This is a genomic window from Lysinibacillus macroides, from assembly GCF_001281525.1.
Taxonomy (GTDB): Bacteria; Bacillota; Bacilli; order Bacillales_A; family Planococcaceae; genus Lysinibacillus; species Lysinibacillus macroides.
Window position 1 is genome coordinate 288,489 of sequence record NZ_LGCI01000010.1, and the last position, 15,373, is coordinate 303,861.

Annotated in this window: 12 protein-coding genes; 4 read left to right on the forward strand and 8 right to left on the reverse strand. The window is 38.1% G+C overall.

Features of this window, described 5'->3' with window-relative positions:
• Positions 1 to 604: transposase (locus tag ADM90_RS16250; protein WP_152927999.1), on the forward strand; the 604-nt coding region annotated here is incomplete at its 5' end.
• 81 nt (positions 605 to 685) lie between these two features.
• On the opposite strand, the gene ADM90_RS16255 is transcribed toward ADM90_RS16250, so the two are convergent.
• The gene (locus tag ADM90_RS16255) at positions 686 to 1,933 is read right to left on the reverse strand and encodes a DNA cytosine methyltransferase (RefSeq protein WP_053995979.1); all 1,248 of its coding nucleotides are present in this window, start codon (positions 1,931 to 1,933) and stop codon (positions 686 to 688) included.
• Positions 1,934 to 2,037: 104 nt separating this feature from the next.
• Between ADM90_RS16255 and ADM90_RS16260 the strand changes: the two genes are divergently transcribed.
• Entirely contained in the window at positions 2,038 to 2,910 is an 873-nt protein-coding gene (locus ADM90_RS16260) for an NgoPII family restriction endonuclease (protein ID WP_053995980.1), read from the forward strand.
• Between the two features lie 421 nt (positions 2,911 to 3,331).
• On the opposite strand, the gene ADM90_RS16265 is transcribed toward ADM90_RS16260, so the two are convergent.
• From ADM90_RS16265 to ADM90_RS16285, 5 genes are all read right to left on the reverse strand, one after another.
• Positions 3,332 to 3,946, reverse strand: a complete 615-nt coding sequence (locus ADM90_RS16265; RefSeq protein ID WP_053995981.1) for an HD domain-containing protein — start codon at positions 3,944 to 3,946, stop codon at positions 3,332 to 3,334.
• Positions 3,947 to 4,654: 708 nt separating this feature from the next.
• Positions 4,655 to 5,698 (reverse strand): S-methyl thiohydantoin desulfurase domain-containing protein, encoded by a 1,044-nt coding sequence (locus ADM90_RS16270; protein WP_053995982.1) that lies wholly within the window; start codon positions 5,696 to 5,698, stop codon positions 4,655 to 4,657.
• 15 nt (positions 5,699 to 5,713) lie between these two features.
• On the reverse strand, positions 5,714 to 7,288 hold the full coding sequence (locus tag ADM90_RS16275; protein ID WP_053995983.1) for an OPT/YSL family transporter: 1,575 nt from the start codon (positions 7,286 to 7,288) through the stop codon (positions 5,714 to 5,716).
• A 159-nt stretch (positions 7,289 to 7,447) separates the two neighbouring features.
• Positions 7,448 to 9,127, reverse strand: a complete 1,680-nt coding sequence (locus tag ADM90_RS16280; protein ID WP_053995984.1) for a hydantoinase B/oxoprolinase family protein — start codon at positions 9,125 to 9,127, stop codon at positions 7,448 to 7,450.
• Between the two features lie 3 nt (positions 9,128 to 9,130).
• Positions 9,131 to 11,167, reverse strand: a complete 2,037-nt coding sequence (locus ADM90_RS16285) for a hydantoinase/oxoprolinase family protein (protein WP_053995985.1) — start codon at positions 11,165 to 11,167, stop codon at positions 9,131 to 9,133.
• 224 nt (positions 11,168 to 11,391) lie between these two features.
• Here ADM90_RS16285 and ADM90_RS16290 point away from each other — a divergent pair, with 224 nt between their 5' ends.
• Positions 11,392 to 12,129, forward strand: coding sequence for a hypothetical protein (locus ADM90_RS16290; protein ID WP_053995986.1), 738 nt, complete (start codon positions 11,392 to 11,394; stop codon positions 12,127 to 12,129).
• Between the two features lie 74 nt (positions 12,130 to 12,203).
• On the opposite strand, the gene ADM90_RS16295 is transcribed toward ADM90_RS16290, so the two are convergent.
• On the reverse strand, positions 12,204 to 13,556 hold the full coding sequence (locus ADM90_RS16295) for an erythromycin esterase family protein (RefSeq protein ID WP_053995987.1): 1,353 nt from the start codon (positions 13,554 to 13,556) through the stop codon (positions 12,204 to 12,206).
• A gap of 176 nt (positions 13,557 to 13,732) precedes the next feature.
• Here ADM90_RS16295 and ADM90_RS16300 point away from each other — a divergent pair, with 176 nt between their 5' ends.
• Complete coding sequence (locus ADM90_RS16300; RefSeq protein ID WP_053995988.1) at positions 13,733 to 14,869, forward strand: IS4 family transposase; 1,137 nt, start codon at positions 13,733 to 13,735, stop codon at positions 14,867 to 14,869.
• 22 nt (positions 14,870 to 14,891) lie between these two features.
• On the opposite strand, the gene ADM90_RS16305 is transcribed toward ADM90_RS16300, so the two are convergent.
• The gene (locus tag ADM90_RS16305) at positions 14,892 to 15,218 is read right to left on the reverse strand and encodes a hypothetical protein (RefSeq protein ID WP_053995989.1); all 327 of its coding nucleotides are present in this window, start codon (positions 15,216 to 15,218) and stop codon (positions 14,892 to 14,894) included.
• Positions 15,219 to 15,373: the final 155 nt, after the last annotated feature.

Consider the following 15,373-nt stretch of genomic DNA (forward strand, 5'->3'; position numbering starts at 1 on the left):
CGGCAATCTGAGTGATAGTAAAGCGGCGATTCCGTTACTAAAAAAGATGAACCATATCATGCCTAACCATTTCACAACGGCTATTTTCGATGCAGGTTATGACTATGAAGCAATTTACCGCCAGATTTCAATACAAGAGATGAAAGCTGTGATTCCATATGTGAAAAGACGTGAGGGCGAAATGATCGGTTTTGATGAACATTTCCGTCCAACCTGTGTGCGTGAACATAGCTACTGTTACGACAGCTTTGATGAAAAGTATCAAACGCTTAAGTTCACACGTCCAAAAGATTGCGCAACCTGTCCATTACGTGATGACTCGCTCTGTCAAAAGGTGTTTAAAATCAAGTGTGAAACCGATATCCGCAAATACACGTTTCCAGCACGTGGCTCCGAGCTATGGAAGAAACTTTACAAGGAACGCACAGCTGTCGAACGAGTAAATGCTTATTTAAAGCAATTTTTTCAGTTAAACAACGTCCGTCACAAAACCGGTAGAAAAGCTAAACTGCACTTCAACCTTGTGACGTTTATTTATAATGCCTGCAAATTAGCAGTCGATCGGATGAATGTACGTTTACAGCTACAAAACAACGCAGCTTAAATTTTAAAAAACAAAAATCAGACACAGGAGCAGTCTAAGCTCTTGAAAAAATCGATTTATGAAATTGATTCACTTGTATTTTTAAATGATTTTTTCATATAAGAATTTAATAATTGGACGTACCATTTTTTCTGCCAATAAAACTGGCACTGCATTGCCAATTTGTTTGTATTGTTCATTAAGTTTGTGATTAGTCGTCACATTTTCTTTATTACCGTTTGAAAACTCGAACCAATCAGGGAAAGTTTGAATTCTGGCAACTTCACGAACTGATAAGCGGCGATTAAAATCCCCTTGAAATTCCCATGAATCTTTCCCCTTTTTTTTCATAGGTTCACCGTGAGGATGAATTGGAGCTTGTCTACCACTAGCTTGTATAGTAAAGCTTTGTTCGTTCCAATTTTTTTTACGGTTACGGCTCATGTACATACTTGAGAATGAGCCTTCGTAAAAATCTTTGGCATTTAAAGGTAAATCACTAATTGCATCTTTCAAAGTGACATAGGGTAACTTTCCTTCTCCATGTGTCGGTTCGGGAACTTCATATTTAAAACCATACTTTTCACCAATGTCATTACGAATTCCTATAATGAATACTCGTTCACGAAGTTGTGGGACCCCGTAATCGCGTGCATTTACTAAATGAACAGTAACATGATAACCTACAGCTTTAAAATCTTCAATCATTTGACTAAGAACTTGCCCTCTGGCCATTGTCATCAAACCTTTTACATTTTCAGCAACAAAAAACTCAGGTCTACTTTGAACTAATGCACGAATGTAATGTACATATAGAAAATTCCTTGAATCATCTAGTAATCTAGGACCAGAACTACTAAAACCAGGGCAAGGAAATCCACCAAGCATAAGGTTACAGTTTGGAAATTTTGCTACTTTACGAATATCCTTTGCAATTTTAGTAACAGTAGATGAAAAATTATTAATGTATGTTGAGTTTGCCGATGCAAACATATCATTGGAATAAACAAAATTGCATTTCACAACACTGCGCAAATTAAAATAGTCTTCTTTTCTTTTAAAAGCCTCGTAAGCTCTTTCTTCTCCAAATTGAACGACCATAGCTGAAAGTTCCACTCCCAAATCTAAACCCCCTGCACCAGAAAATAATGATACAATATTAGTTTTCCCTTCAGCATAATGTAGTTTTTGTAGCAATTCAATTTCTTCTATTCTGTCTTGTTCAGTAATATTAGTTTGAATAAGTTCATTTTCTTCACGAATTTTCTTGAACAAAATATTCTGTACTTCTTCGGGCGTGAAAGTAAGCGAAGACACAAATGTTCTTGTTTCTCTTTCAGTAACTACCACAGGAATCACTCCTTTTCAATATATAGCATCTTACCATAATATTTTGGATTTGGCCAGGGTTTATTTCTATGCGAAAATAGAGAAAAAACAGAAGGAGAAATAAAATGGCACAAACACCTACAACTAATATTCTGATAGCTTTAAAAAACATTCTCGACAGGAATTCTAGTATTCTCACACCTATTTTTAGGTCAAATGGTTCAGCAAATGCGGCAGGAGATAGCCTAGAATTTTTTGTGAAAGATATGTTCTGCACTGGGGCTAGTCAATATCAATATGAACACGAAAAAATGAGAAAGTACAATGAATATTTAAGTTGGACAGGCAATTCTTCTAACTTCCCTGATTTTATTATTAAAGGTGGAGTTGGTGTTGAACCAAAAAAACAAAATAATTATAGCTATTCTTCTCTAGCTTTAAACAGTTCATATCCTAAAGATTATATCTATCCAGACAGTCAGAACTTACCTAAAGAAATTAACGAGGGAGAGTGGGACAGAAAAGAGGTCATTTATGTTACTGGGAATTTAAATACTCAAAATAACAAGCTTCTTTCACTTTGGTTTGTTTACGGAAATACAATGGTAGCGGATCGTTCTATTTATTTAAACCTGATTGATGAAATTAGGGACGCAGTAGCAAGTACAAACGCCACATTGATTGTTTCTAAGGAATTAGCTCGTGCCAAGGGTATTGATCCATTAAAATTATCAAATCTAAGAGTTAGAGGAATGTATGAATTAGAACATCCTCATAAAGTATTTAGCGAATACATTACCCGAGATGATATTCCTAATGATGCATCAAAAATATTTGTAGTTATGCTTATTGAAGATTACATTGCACTTGAAGAAAAGCCGGATTTTTCAACACATATCTCTAGTGGGAAACTGAAAATAACTGAAATACATATTCCTAATCCAAATAACCCTAGTGAATATCTCAAGGCAATTTTATTCGAGGGCTGGACCGATTAATTGTGATTGCAACTGACTCTATATTCATTAAATTATTGAAAGACATTCAACTGTTTATAAGTAATTAGTCATGGTAATTTACTATTTGATATAAAATATCAAAAAATTATACTGGATACCTTGATTATTTACTAGGTAATCAATTAAAAATCAATAAAGCCCACTAAATATTTCAATAAGAACGGAGCACATTTTTAAATACAATGCTTACTTCAAAGATATAGAATATTGCAATAGAAAAAATAATAATATTACGAACAAAATTAATTTCAAAACATTTGTACACACATCTTACTTATTTATTTAAAATAACCAAAATTAGGGTTAATAAACCTCTATCTAGTTACAGTTTCAAAAATTAACGAGAAGTCTCAGGTAAAAACCGCCCTTCAAATTGAAAAGGCGGTTTTTGTGCTATGTGCTATTGACCGATTTCGTGCTGGAGTTGCTTTAAAAAACTTTCCATAAATTGATGACGTTCAAGTGCCATTTGCTTGCCCTTTTCCGTCACCATTAAATCTTTTAGCAGTAATAATTTCTCATAAAAATGAGTAACAGACGCGGTATTGTTTTGACGATATTCTGACTCTGACATATTTGTGCGTGCTTCTTCTTTCTTATCATAAAACTTACGACCTTTTACACCACCATAAGCAAATGTTCTGGCAATGCCAATAGCACCTATCGCATCTAAACGATCTGCATCTCGGACGATTTTCGCTTCCAATGATGTTGCTTCTAGCTCATTCCCACCATTAAATGACACTTGAGCGATGCAATCTCGAATATGTTGCTTTTTTTCCTCGCTAACAGGTAATTCCGCAATAAGCTGTTCTTCCTTTTCCTTGCTATCGGTATACTTTTTGTCACTGACATCATGTAAAAGTACCGCTATTTTCACAACTTCTTCATCTGCTGTTGGCTCGCTATGTAGGATAGCTAATGCATTTTGATAGACACGTTCAATATGTTGAAAATCATGACTAGCGTCAAATTGCTCATATATTTCGCGTACTTTATTCATTAAATGATTCATAGTCTACACTCATTCCTTTCCTACAAATTATACTGTATTTTATTATATAAGAGGTAATCTAGCAAAATTAAAAATCAAATCCATTTCAATTGACTAATTCTTCAGAATATTGTATGGTAAACATACAGAATAGCTATTTGTTCTGTACCTCATATTTTTCAGCAATGTACAACAGCTGTGTGTTTAACAGATTTAACATTAACTTCAGCGGGCTTACAATTGAATAACCTGTTTAAAAGATGACGTGCGTATTGAAAACCTATCATCTAAATAAATAAAAGTGAACACTTTCCCTTAGAAATTCTTTGTTTAACCCGCATAGCCAACTGTACATGCCGAAAATGTGAACAACAAGTTAGTTTGTTACATGACCAAAAGGATTTCGCCGGTTGTAGCAGAAGTGCATTGTTTTTTCATTACTGGTTGTTACCTTCTTCTAGTCAATTCCTTGATTATGTATGAACGTAGCTCCTCCCTTTAATGAAAATCGTACACGATAATTGCTTACAGCTTGTGAATACCACGTTCGATGAGTTGTGCAAATCAGTAAGAAAATTCATTTAAGCCATCAATGTATGAAGTGAAAAAGGAAGTAGGAACGATTGTGATAAAATGTATTACCATCCCGCTGAAGGACAAATAAAAGCTGCCCATCTTACATTCAAGTAGATGATGGCAGCTTTTACTGTTTTGTTTTGTTTTCTTACTTTATAGAACGCCTTTGATCACTTCATCAATTTCCCGCAATAGTGCTTCGTTTTGCATAGTTGTACTTAATTTTAAGTTAGACTGGTCTACATGAATCACTGCGACATGCATCCCCTCTTTAATACTTGCACTTGGCACTGGCATCATTTTTTCGATATCGAACGTCATGATGAGGTCTGGGAATTTGGATTGTACCTGCCCTTCCTTCGCTAATGTCATATACTCATTCCAGAACGTCAGATGGTAATCACCCATTGATAATTCCCCTACATCGAAGCCATTTTCCTTTGTTAACGAATAATTTGTGACAGCACCTGATACGATGTGCACGCCATTCAGATACTGCAACACTTGGGCTAGCTTTTCTTCAAAGGTTTGCCCATTTAAGAAGCGATAGCCAAGCTCTATGGCCATAGTGATCGCTTTTGGTGCTCCATGTTTTTGTAAATAGTCAATCGTTACAGGATTTCGAGTGACCCCTACTAGCCCGCCTGCTAAAATAGAAGCTTGGCGTGCTGTCTTTGCGGTGCTGTATAAATTCCCTTCCACAAAGCCTTGGACGGCGAAGTCATCTTTTCCTCCTGCATAAAATTGCACAGATTGATAATCCTGTTGTTCGTGTAAATTTAAGGAGCCCATAATGCCCGTTGGATGTGCCCGTCCATTACAAGGAGCATCAACGACTGGTACATTTAATAAGACAGATTGCAGCCAGCCATTAATCGTTGTAATTGCCCCATTTTCATTTGTAATGATACCTTTTAAACGTTGGTTCATATACATGTCCATGCTTTGATAGCTCCAGCAAAGCTGCTCATTGGAAATATATTGATCGGCTGCTGAAGGCGCGCCCACCATTGCTACACAAGCCACTAGATCTTTATGATCTAATTCCGTTATGTCGACTAATTGAGGCCCCCCAGCAGCAAAGATTTCTTCCACTAGCTTTAGTCCCTCCTCTAGCAGACCACCTCCGCCACCGCCAAGGATTGCGCCTCCATAAACCGCTGCAATGCCATCGTTATAGGTTAATCCTTTGACCATTTAGTATACTCCTTTCTACTTCCCGATTTTTACAATAGAGGTAAAGAAGCTGTATAAGGCATCTCCAGCAATAACCCCCGCTGCAAATACAGTCATTTCAGATTCTTTCTTCCCTTTTGTCATAGCTGTGAAAATAATACGCAGTACAATCCCCACTAATACAGCCCAGCCAGCAATTGGGTTAACTAATAGTAAGCCTGTTGCAAAAAGAATACCCATTTGACGCTTTGCACCACCAAGCAATTGAATCAATGCGCCTGGAATCGCCCAAATCATTAATTGCTTCGCTACATCACCAGTAACGCCTGATTGAATCGTTGCTGCATAAACATGGTTGACAGGTGCTACTAAATCTTGCGCAAAATAAGATTTATAGGATAGTAACACAACAATCGCTGAAATGGCGAAGGCTAGCATACCTGCAATGAGCTGCTGCTTGCGTCCCTCTTTTTCTAAAGCTGGATCACTACCATTGCCACGTAAAATAAAGCCTGTTTTTAAGTCATAGCCCATATCTGCAAAAGCTACCCCTGTCGCTGCACTATAGCCTGCTAATAGGGCAAGAGCTGGCGCTGGGAAGCCCAGTAAAATACCAACAATCAGTGTAATAAATGCTACAGCAAATGCAGGGAACCAACCAGCGTGCATAGCCGCAATCCCAACAATAAGCTCATGTACAAATGCCGCAATCGCCGCAAATAATAGGAAACCAAGCAACATCCCAAAGGACATATGAGAAATTAAACCGCCTAATAATGCAATTAATAAAGCAATCGCTAAATAAGCAATAAATCCTACACCAAAGCCTTGGCGAATTTCTTTTTCATCCTTCGTATACCTTACTTCCTCTACTTCCTTAGCAGCTCTTTTAGTAAATAATGATAATCCTACTTGGAACAGTGCCACAATCCCAGCACCAACCATCATGCCATGTGGAATATAATAGTCATTTAAGTCAATATTAAATAATTGAACCGAATAGCCTCGTAGTAACAGACCAATACCAAACATTGTTAGTGCCCAAATATTACCGATAAACGCTACGCCAAAAGCCGACATCGGTATTTTTAAAACAGACCCTACAATACCAATTAAGACACCACCAACTAATACTTTGGCATTTTTACCACCTTTATCGCCTGCTTTAATCGCCTCAGCCGTAGCAATTCCTGGCGGCCATGTGCCTGCTGCTGGAAAAACCTTTGTATCAAAAAATTTATATAATAATAAAGCATCCACAAACATCGCTAAAACTACACCAATAAATAATGGTAATACTAAATTTTCATAGCCTAATACATATGGAATCCCAATTGGCAGCATTAAGCTACTTGCTGCACTAAATGTAGCGGCTGATATCGCCGTTTGCACAATATTTTGTCGATGTATAGATTTAAAGGCAATTAGCTTGCCAATTGGAATTCTCCCTAGAATCATCGCAAATATTGCCCCAACAATGGATGTATTTGCAGAAATCCCTAAAGTCGTAATTAGCTGTATCCCAATAATTGCCCCAATTACAGATGTGAAAACAATCATTAGTAATGTAACAGGCTCCAAGGCCCTAGGATGTAATACTTTATTATTCATAGTGTCAGCTCCCCTATTTGAAATATGTGATACTTCATGTTTCAAGCATGTATTTCTCCCTTTGAGTATCCACAAGAAATGGCATTATATCTTTCTTATTAGCATCCTGACACCATATAAGCTTAGAAATACCGACTTACTTGTCGTGGACTTCTCCTTTTAAGCATTGTGATAGCCATATTGTTGTTTAGCTACCTCTACAGAAATATATTCATTCAATAAATCACGTTCAATGGCCTCCGTGCTTCGTTCATGTGGATGACCATAACCACCGCCAGTTGCTGTAACAAGCTCAATACGATCGCCTTTTTGCAATTCATAATTGGCAAGTACGCCAACAGGTCCAATTTTCGTTCCATCCTTTTTATGAATGATTAAATAGTTGTGAGAGCCTTCTCCACCACCATTTAAACCGAATGGCGCGAATTGATGTCTACCTAAGTTTACAGAAACCTTTTGACCGTTATGATTGACTGTATAAACGCGACGCACACCTAAGCCACCTCTAAATTGACCAGCACCAGCACCGTCACAATTTAAGCTATATTCATCAATTTGAATACCGTATTTTGTTTCGGCAATTTCAACTGGAAGATTATATGTTTCACCATCTCCCATACAGTATTGTCCACTTTGACCATCCTCATCATTCGCTGCGCCCCAGCCACCAACAGATGGCTCAACAATTAGGAATGATTCATCATTTTCAGGATTTTTCCCAGTGAGAATAAACGTACAAACAGACTGTAGATGCCCTGCTGATAATCGTTCTGGTAAATGCGGTGCAAGAGCTTTCCAAATTAGATCAGCTGCCCCAATACGTGCCTCAAAGTTCATCGATACAGGATGTGGACGTTTAGCCGAAACAATGGAATTGTCATCTGTGATAATCGTTAAGCGTTTAAAAACACCCTCGTTAATTACGTCAATATCGCCAAGTAATGCTAGGAACATAACGCGCACACTTGCCATTAAACCAAATTGCGAACAGTTCATTGGTACATTGACCGCCGGATGTGAGCCTCTGAAGTCACAAATAAATTCCTCATCACTGATTGTGACTTTCACTTTAATTGGATAAGGTCCACCTTTTAATGGGTCCCCTTCAATAAAGTCCTCCGCATAAAATTCACCTTTAGGTAGGTGTTGAAGCTCATGCTCTACAATTTTCTCACCCTTGTCCAATAATTTTTGAATGGACAATTTCACCGATTCTGCACCAAACTTCTGACAAAGCTCTGCAATTCGCTTTTCACCTGTTTTTAAGGCGGCTACTTGTGCAAACATATCACCGATTGAAAGCTCTGATAAACGAACATTCGTAGAAATAATTTCATAGACTGCATCGTTCAGTTCACCTTGATGATAAAGTTTGACACCTGGTAGCTGTAAACCTTCCTGATAGATTTCATTAGAATTACTTGTAAACGAACCAGGGTCCATGCCCCCTACCTCTGTCCAGTGTGCTTTATTGGCAGAGTACGCAATAATTTCACCGTTATAGAAAATAGGTAGAACTAAGCCCACATCCGATAAATGCGAGCCACCTCCAACATAAGGGTCATTGATAATAATGACATCACCTTCGTGTAGTTTTTTCCCATTATCAAACTTTTCAATAACACGTTGTACCATTGGACTTAACATCCCAATAAAGCTCGTTACACCGTTCCCTTGACTAATTAAATTTCCCTTGGCATCTGTTAAACCACAAGCGTAGTCTAATACTTCATAGATAACTGGGCTCATAGAAGAGCGTGCTAGGGCCACAAACATCTCATCGCCTATAGCTAGCAATGAATCTTGAATAATTTCTACTGCAAAAACATCTTTTTTCATATTTTATTTCCCCTCCATCTCTACAATCAAATTGCCGTATTTATCAATTTCAATCGATTGCTTGTCATTGATTACGACCGTAGATGTTGGATTTTCCACAATAGCAGGACCCGTAATGACATAACCAGGTACTAATTTTTGTTGGTCATAGACATTGACCTCTACCCAACCTGTTCCCTTCACATATAAATTGCGTTGTGCCTTGACACATGTGGAACCGTCGATAGAAGAGAAGTCTAGCTCTTTAAATTGAACCGCCTCATCTTTACCGTAGATTGTAAGATGTAAGTTGACTAGCTCAATTGGCGTAGCTGGTAAATCAAAAGAAAACTCTTGTTTATGTTTGATGTGGAAGGCTTCAGCTAATTCAAGTAGCCCCTCTTCATCAAGCGTAATAGTTGATGCATTTAATTTAACGGCATGCTCTTGACCTTTGTAGCGTAAATCATAATTAATTTCAAAATAATAATGATCCTTTGATAATGGTGCATCTGCATAGGCATTGGCAATCACTTGATCAATATTTTCTTGAATCGCCGCTAGATGATGATGATCGAACCCCATTAAACTTGTTTGAATATAATCTTGTCGGTATTCAGTCATCATCATTCCTAGTGCTGAGAAGACGGATGAACCATAAGGAATAATGACTTTTTTCATACCAAGCTCTTCTGCTAAATTAATCGCATGTAGTGGACCACCTCCACCAAATGCCACCATAGTAAAATCTTCAGGGTCATAGCCTTTACGAATAGAGATCAGCTTCAGTGCGTTTAACATATTGGAGTTTGCAATATCTAAAATACCTTGTGCTGCTTCTTCTGCTGACACATGAAATGGTTTCGCAATTGCTTCAACAAGAGCCTCCTCTACTTTGTTAATGGATACTGGGTTATCAAAGTTTTCTAAGGATAATCTTCCTAAATAAACATTGGCATCTGTAATTGTTGGCTGTGTATTCCCTAAGCCATATGCTACAGGTCCTGGATTTGCCCCCGCAGAATCTGGTCCAACCTTTAATGAGCCAAACTGATCTACACGTGCGATGGAGCCACCACCATTTCCGATTTCGACAATATCTACTACAGGTGTTTTAATTGGATAGCCCGCAAATTTTTCATTTCTTTCAATATAGTAATCTGTTGTGACATTGACTTTGCCATCTGTAATAAGTGAACATTTTGCTGTCGTCCCACCAACATCAAAAGCTATGATATTCGATTCATTTAAAAGTTGGCCTAATTTAGCTGCCCCAAACATCCCTGCTACAGGTCCAGATTCAACGAGGTTGATTGGTAGCTCCATTGCTTTATCAAAGCTTGTAGTCCCGCCATTCGATTGCATAATTTTTAAATGGTCTGTAATGCCAATTGTGCTTAATTTCTCTTTTAGGCTTTTTAAGTAGGCATGTGCAATTGGCTTTACATAAGAATTAAGGACTGTTGTGTTTGTTCTTTCATACTCACGGTATTCTTTAATCGTTTCACTTGAAAGTGTGATATATACTTCAGGCCAAATTTTTAAAATGGCTTCCTTTAACTGTTGTTCATGAATTGGATTTTTATAGCCGTGTATTAAGGAAATGGCAATCGCCTCAACCCCCAATTCCTTAAATTTATGAACGATCTCGTCAACTTCCTCGGTATTAAGCGCTTTCATAATATTTCCTTTAAAATCGATTCGCTCATCAATTTCTTGTCGTAAATAACGCTCTACAAATGGTTCTGGCTTTTTATATTTAAAATTATATAAGTCTGGTCGATTTCCACGTGCAATTTCTATGACATCGCGGAAGCCTTTTGTTGTTATTAACCCAACTACTCCCCCTTTTCGTTCCGTTAGTGTATTGATGATAACCGTCGATCCATGAATAAATGATTCAATTAAAGAATCCTCCGTTACATGTCGTTCTAATACATTTAATATACCGTCCTCAAAATGACCAGGTGTCGTATGTCCCTTATCAAAATGAAGATTTCCCTTTTCATCTGTGAAAACTAGGTCGGTAAAAGTACCGCCAATATCTGTTGCGATTTTCAAGACTTCATCCCTCCGTGTTCCTATTATCGGTACAGTGTTCCGAATTAGAATTAAGTAAATTATAGTGAAAAGAAAAAGAAAATTCAATATTTTTTCAATAAAAATTCATTTGACAATTTATGCTATTGAAAAATTTACTTTTCTCAAATTAAAATTGACTCTATGGATAAAAATTTTTCATCAGGAATAAAAAAACTAATACGTTGTCAGAGGGGGAGGGTAATATGAAAGAGAAAAAAATCGCAGATATTAGACTATTTGAAGAATTAGCGCGTACAAAATCGTTGCCTACTTACATGGGGGAAATATACAAATTAGAAAAAGATACTCGGTTGATCTGTACACGATTTGCCAGAAAGCTTCGAGAAAAAGGTTTTATAACAGGAAATTTTGATCATCTCTATATTGTTAGTACACCATTACTGAGGGAGCAAATTATTCAGGAGTCAGTGCGAGGGACTGAACAGCGAGTAAAATATTATGATGTAGGTGTTGCAGTCGATTCTTTTAACAGAAAAACGAAGCAGGAAAAAGAGCTTTATCTATTAAAGCTTATCTCCAATGTTTTACAGCAAATTGCTAGCAATACAGAACAACTAAGCCTTATATTAGATGTCTATCATATAATGCTTCAATTAGGCAGTGAGATGGCAATAAAACATCTATCAAAAGAAACAAGTCAGTACAAGGTAACCATCTCCTATCAAATTAAATCTTTACAGGAGAAATCAACAGCCATTATTGAATACCATGATTATAAGAAGCGTGTCACAAGAAAAGCTGCATTTTTAGACTTGAATATGTATGAGGATATTTATTATTTAGTATCTTCCATTACAGTAAAAAATGGCATGATCTGTTTAAAGCCACGCCTATCACAAACGGCAAGCTATCACACACAAGCCTATCCAACCCCTATTACTATTCCGATTCACGATATCCCTCTACTAGAAATAGAGTGAGCAAGCCAAAAAGCTGTAAGAAAAATCTACTTTTCCTACAGCTTTCCGCTCTTTTTAGGCTAATTTAACACACTTTATTTGATATAAGTCGGTTGAGTGGCTTTATCAATCAATAAAATGCCATCATATTGTTCCTGTGGTACAAAGCTTTCTTCAATCAATCCCCAGCTATAAGATAGTCGCGGTTCAAACATCCATGAATTGCCTCGTTCATTTTGACGGTAGCGCATATCAATAAATGTATAGGGTGCATTTGCAGCAGCAAGGATATCTTCCATTGAACCTCTTTTTACTGGTAAAACAGGTAACACATCACGAGCATTACTTACACTTTCGCCACTTCCCATATAAAGCCCTAATACATAGCTCGATTTTTTCTTTGCTTCAGGCAAAAGCTCGCCCATCATTTTTACAGGATAAGGCGTTCCCATCACTTCGGAATGCGCTTTACGTATATGATCATTATGTGCCCAGACAATAAATTTCTCATTCGGATAGACGTCGTTTGCTAGCCACAGTAAATTTTCGACCATGGCTTGGTCACGCCATTCCATTGTTTTATAAAATGTGGTTGGGTTATTTTGCTTCAGTTCAATATTCGACTGAATGTTTAGCTCGATATATTCCTCCGCTACGTGAATACGCTGAGCTAAAGTACGCTCCATTAACTTCACAATATGTGGCTCGTTTGGATAAGCTGCCTTCAATACTTGCTCCTGCTGTTTAACCTGCGACTTTACATCTGTATATACGGTAATCAACTTCGGTTTTGCCTGTCGGTAGCCCTCTATATCCTCACTAGAGCTCCAATCTACTAACTGTTCCTCTACAGTTAAAAATTGCTTAGCAAGTTGCTTATTCTGTAACCAATCACCATTTGTAAACATCCCCTGTAGCTGCATATCAAAGCCCACTAACGATAATGGCTGGTCGGTCGTTTGTGATGCTTTTATATAGTCAAATAACGGTAATGTTTCCTTTGTCCACCATACGCCAAAAATAGCTTCCTTCATCGTCTGCTCAGCAGATTGTTGGTCTATGTTTCCATAGGCATCCATTATATTACCTAGCCCGCTTTCAAATGCTAGGACATTGAAATCCATCTCTTGATGTAAAAATTGAATAAGGCGTGTCTTGGCTAAGCTAAATTCCGCTACCCCATGAGAGCTTTCACCTAAAAAGACCATCCGTTTATCATGCAATAATGGCTTTAGCATCTCTAAATCGTCAAAATCTGTTGTCCGTTGAATAGATGTTAGCTTATACGCATGGTCATTGACCCAGTCCTTCCATTCTGCCACCGCTTCATTTGCTGTGCGTATCTGCTGTTCCTCTACTGTTGGCACTGCTGCAGAAGCATTTGATAGGCTAATACCACTTGCTAAAACAAGTGTTAAAGATAGTAAAATTTTTCTTGCTTTAAGCAATTGTTCATCTCCCCTTCCTTAAACAGCCTTACGCTGAAAATAAATATAGCCGCCAATAAAAAATAGTCACGCGTGTTGATTAACCAACTACTACCAGCTTAATACATGAAAAAAAGAGATGCCTCTCGTAAAATGTAAGTGTCCAAACCAACATTTACGAAACGAGGTCATCTCTCATGAATAAGAATACCACGCTCGAGACATTGATTCAAAAATTTCTTTCCAAAGAAGAACTCCAAGAGATTCTGGAGGAGTTTCAGTACGAAGAAAAAGCCCGTAAATGCACGGTCTCCGTGATTCTTTCCTATCTGATCCATTCAGCTGCGAATGAATGGAAAAGCTTGCGCCACGCAGCGGATGTCGGTGAACATATCGGACTGACACCCGTCGATCACTCGTCTCTTTCCAAGCATCTCAAAGGACAGGATTACGCGATCATGAAGCGTGTGCTGGAAGTGGTGATCGGCAAACTGAACCGCGCGGCCCGCCGCAAGATCAAACTCCCGAAAGCCCTTCTGTCGATTGATTCGACGACCATCACCGTCGGAAAAACCCGGTTGCCTTGGGCGCTCTATCATGGAGAGCGGGCAGGCATCAAGCTGCATGTTGGCTTTTCGAATGAAACCGGCATGCCGCTTCATGTGGTGGAGACGACGGGATTAAAACATGATGGTCCGATCGGAAAAGAGCTGGAAGACGAACGATTTATTTTGGTTGGCGACCGGGCGTACTTTTCGATTGATAAAGTAGACCGGTATCTCAAAAGTGACCAGGATTTTGTCTTTCGTTTAAAGGACAATATCCATTTCAACCGAAAGAAATCACTTCAGGGCAGCCGTCCAGAAGGATCCAACGTGACCGCTGACTTCACTTGCACACTGGGCACGCCGCAGAAACAAACGAAAAACCGGCATCGTATCGTGCAGTTTACCGATTATAAAGGAAAAACGATCAGCGTGATCACCAGCCTGATGGGTGTAACCGCGGAAGAAGTAGCTGAAATGTACAAATCACGCTGGGCGATTGAGTCATTCTTCCGCTGGGTGAAGCAGAATTTGAATGTGCCGGCTCTCTTCGGCACGACAGAAAACGCCGTGTTCAACCAGCTGTTTGCGGCGCTGATCGCCTACGTTCTGCTCAAATATTTGCATACACAAGGTAACAAGGGGAGCTACTGCAAAACCCTATCGTTCGCTGGCTTTTTACGCCTGCTTCTTTGCGGTGCCTTACCGGTAGAATGGCGTTTGGAAATCAGAGAGACACTCGACTGGCAGCAGAGGTTGGCAACTGGAAACCTGTATAATTATGGTTAATCAACACGCCTGATGTTTTATATTATTTTGGAAGTTTAAAAAAACCAGTGTCTTTTATTTCGTAGTGTGTAGAATTTTTAACCGTTTCAAAAGAATAAAACATAAAATTACCCTCTGCAAAATCTATAAAAAAAGTTGTGTTTTCAAAATTATTCAATACATTATTAAAAAACTCAATACGATTAAAATTTTCTTCTAATTTAAATACCTCTAGTGTTTTTTCTAATGATTCTCTTAAAGCAGCTCTATCAGTAACCTCTATTTTTTGCACAAATCCTTCTATGTTTCTAGGTCTACTTTCTAATATTTCTGTAATTTCACTTTCACTCAAATATTTAGAATCGCTCATAAATCTCTTGAATACCTCCTTATTCTATATATTTGTGTATTGCAAAATAAAAGTGCAGAGTATTGCAATCTAACTTGGCGTTGTGACTTTACTTGGAGTGGTAGGCATATGATAGCCTTGTTCGGCAAAGCCAGCCATTGATATAGCTAGCTTTT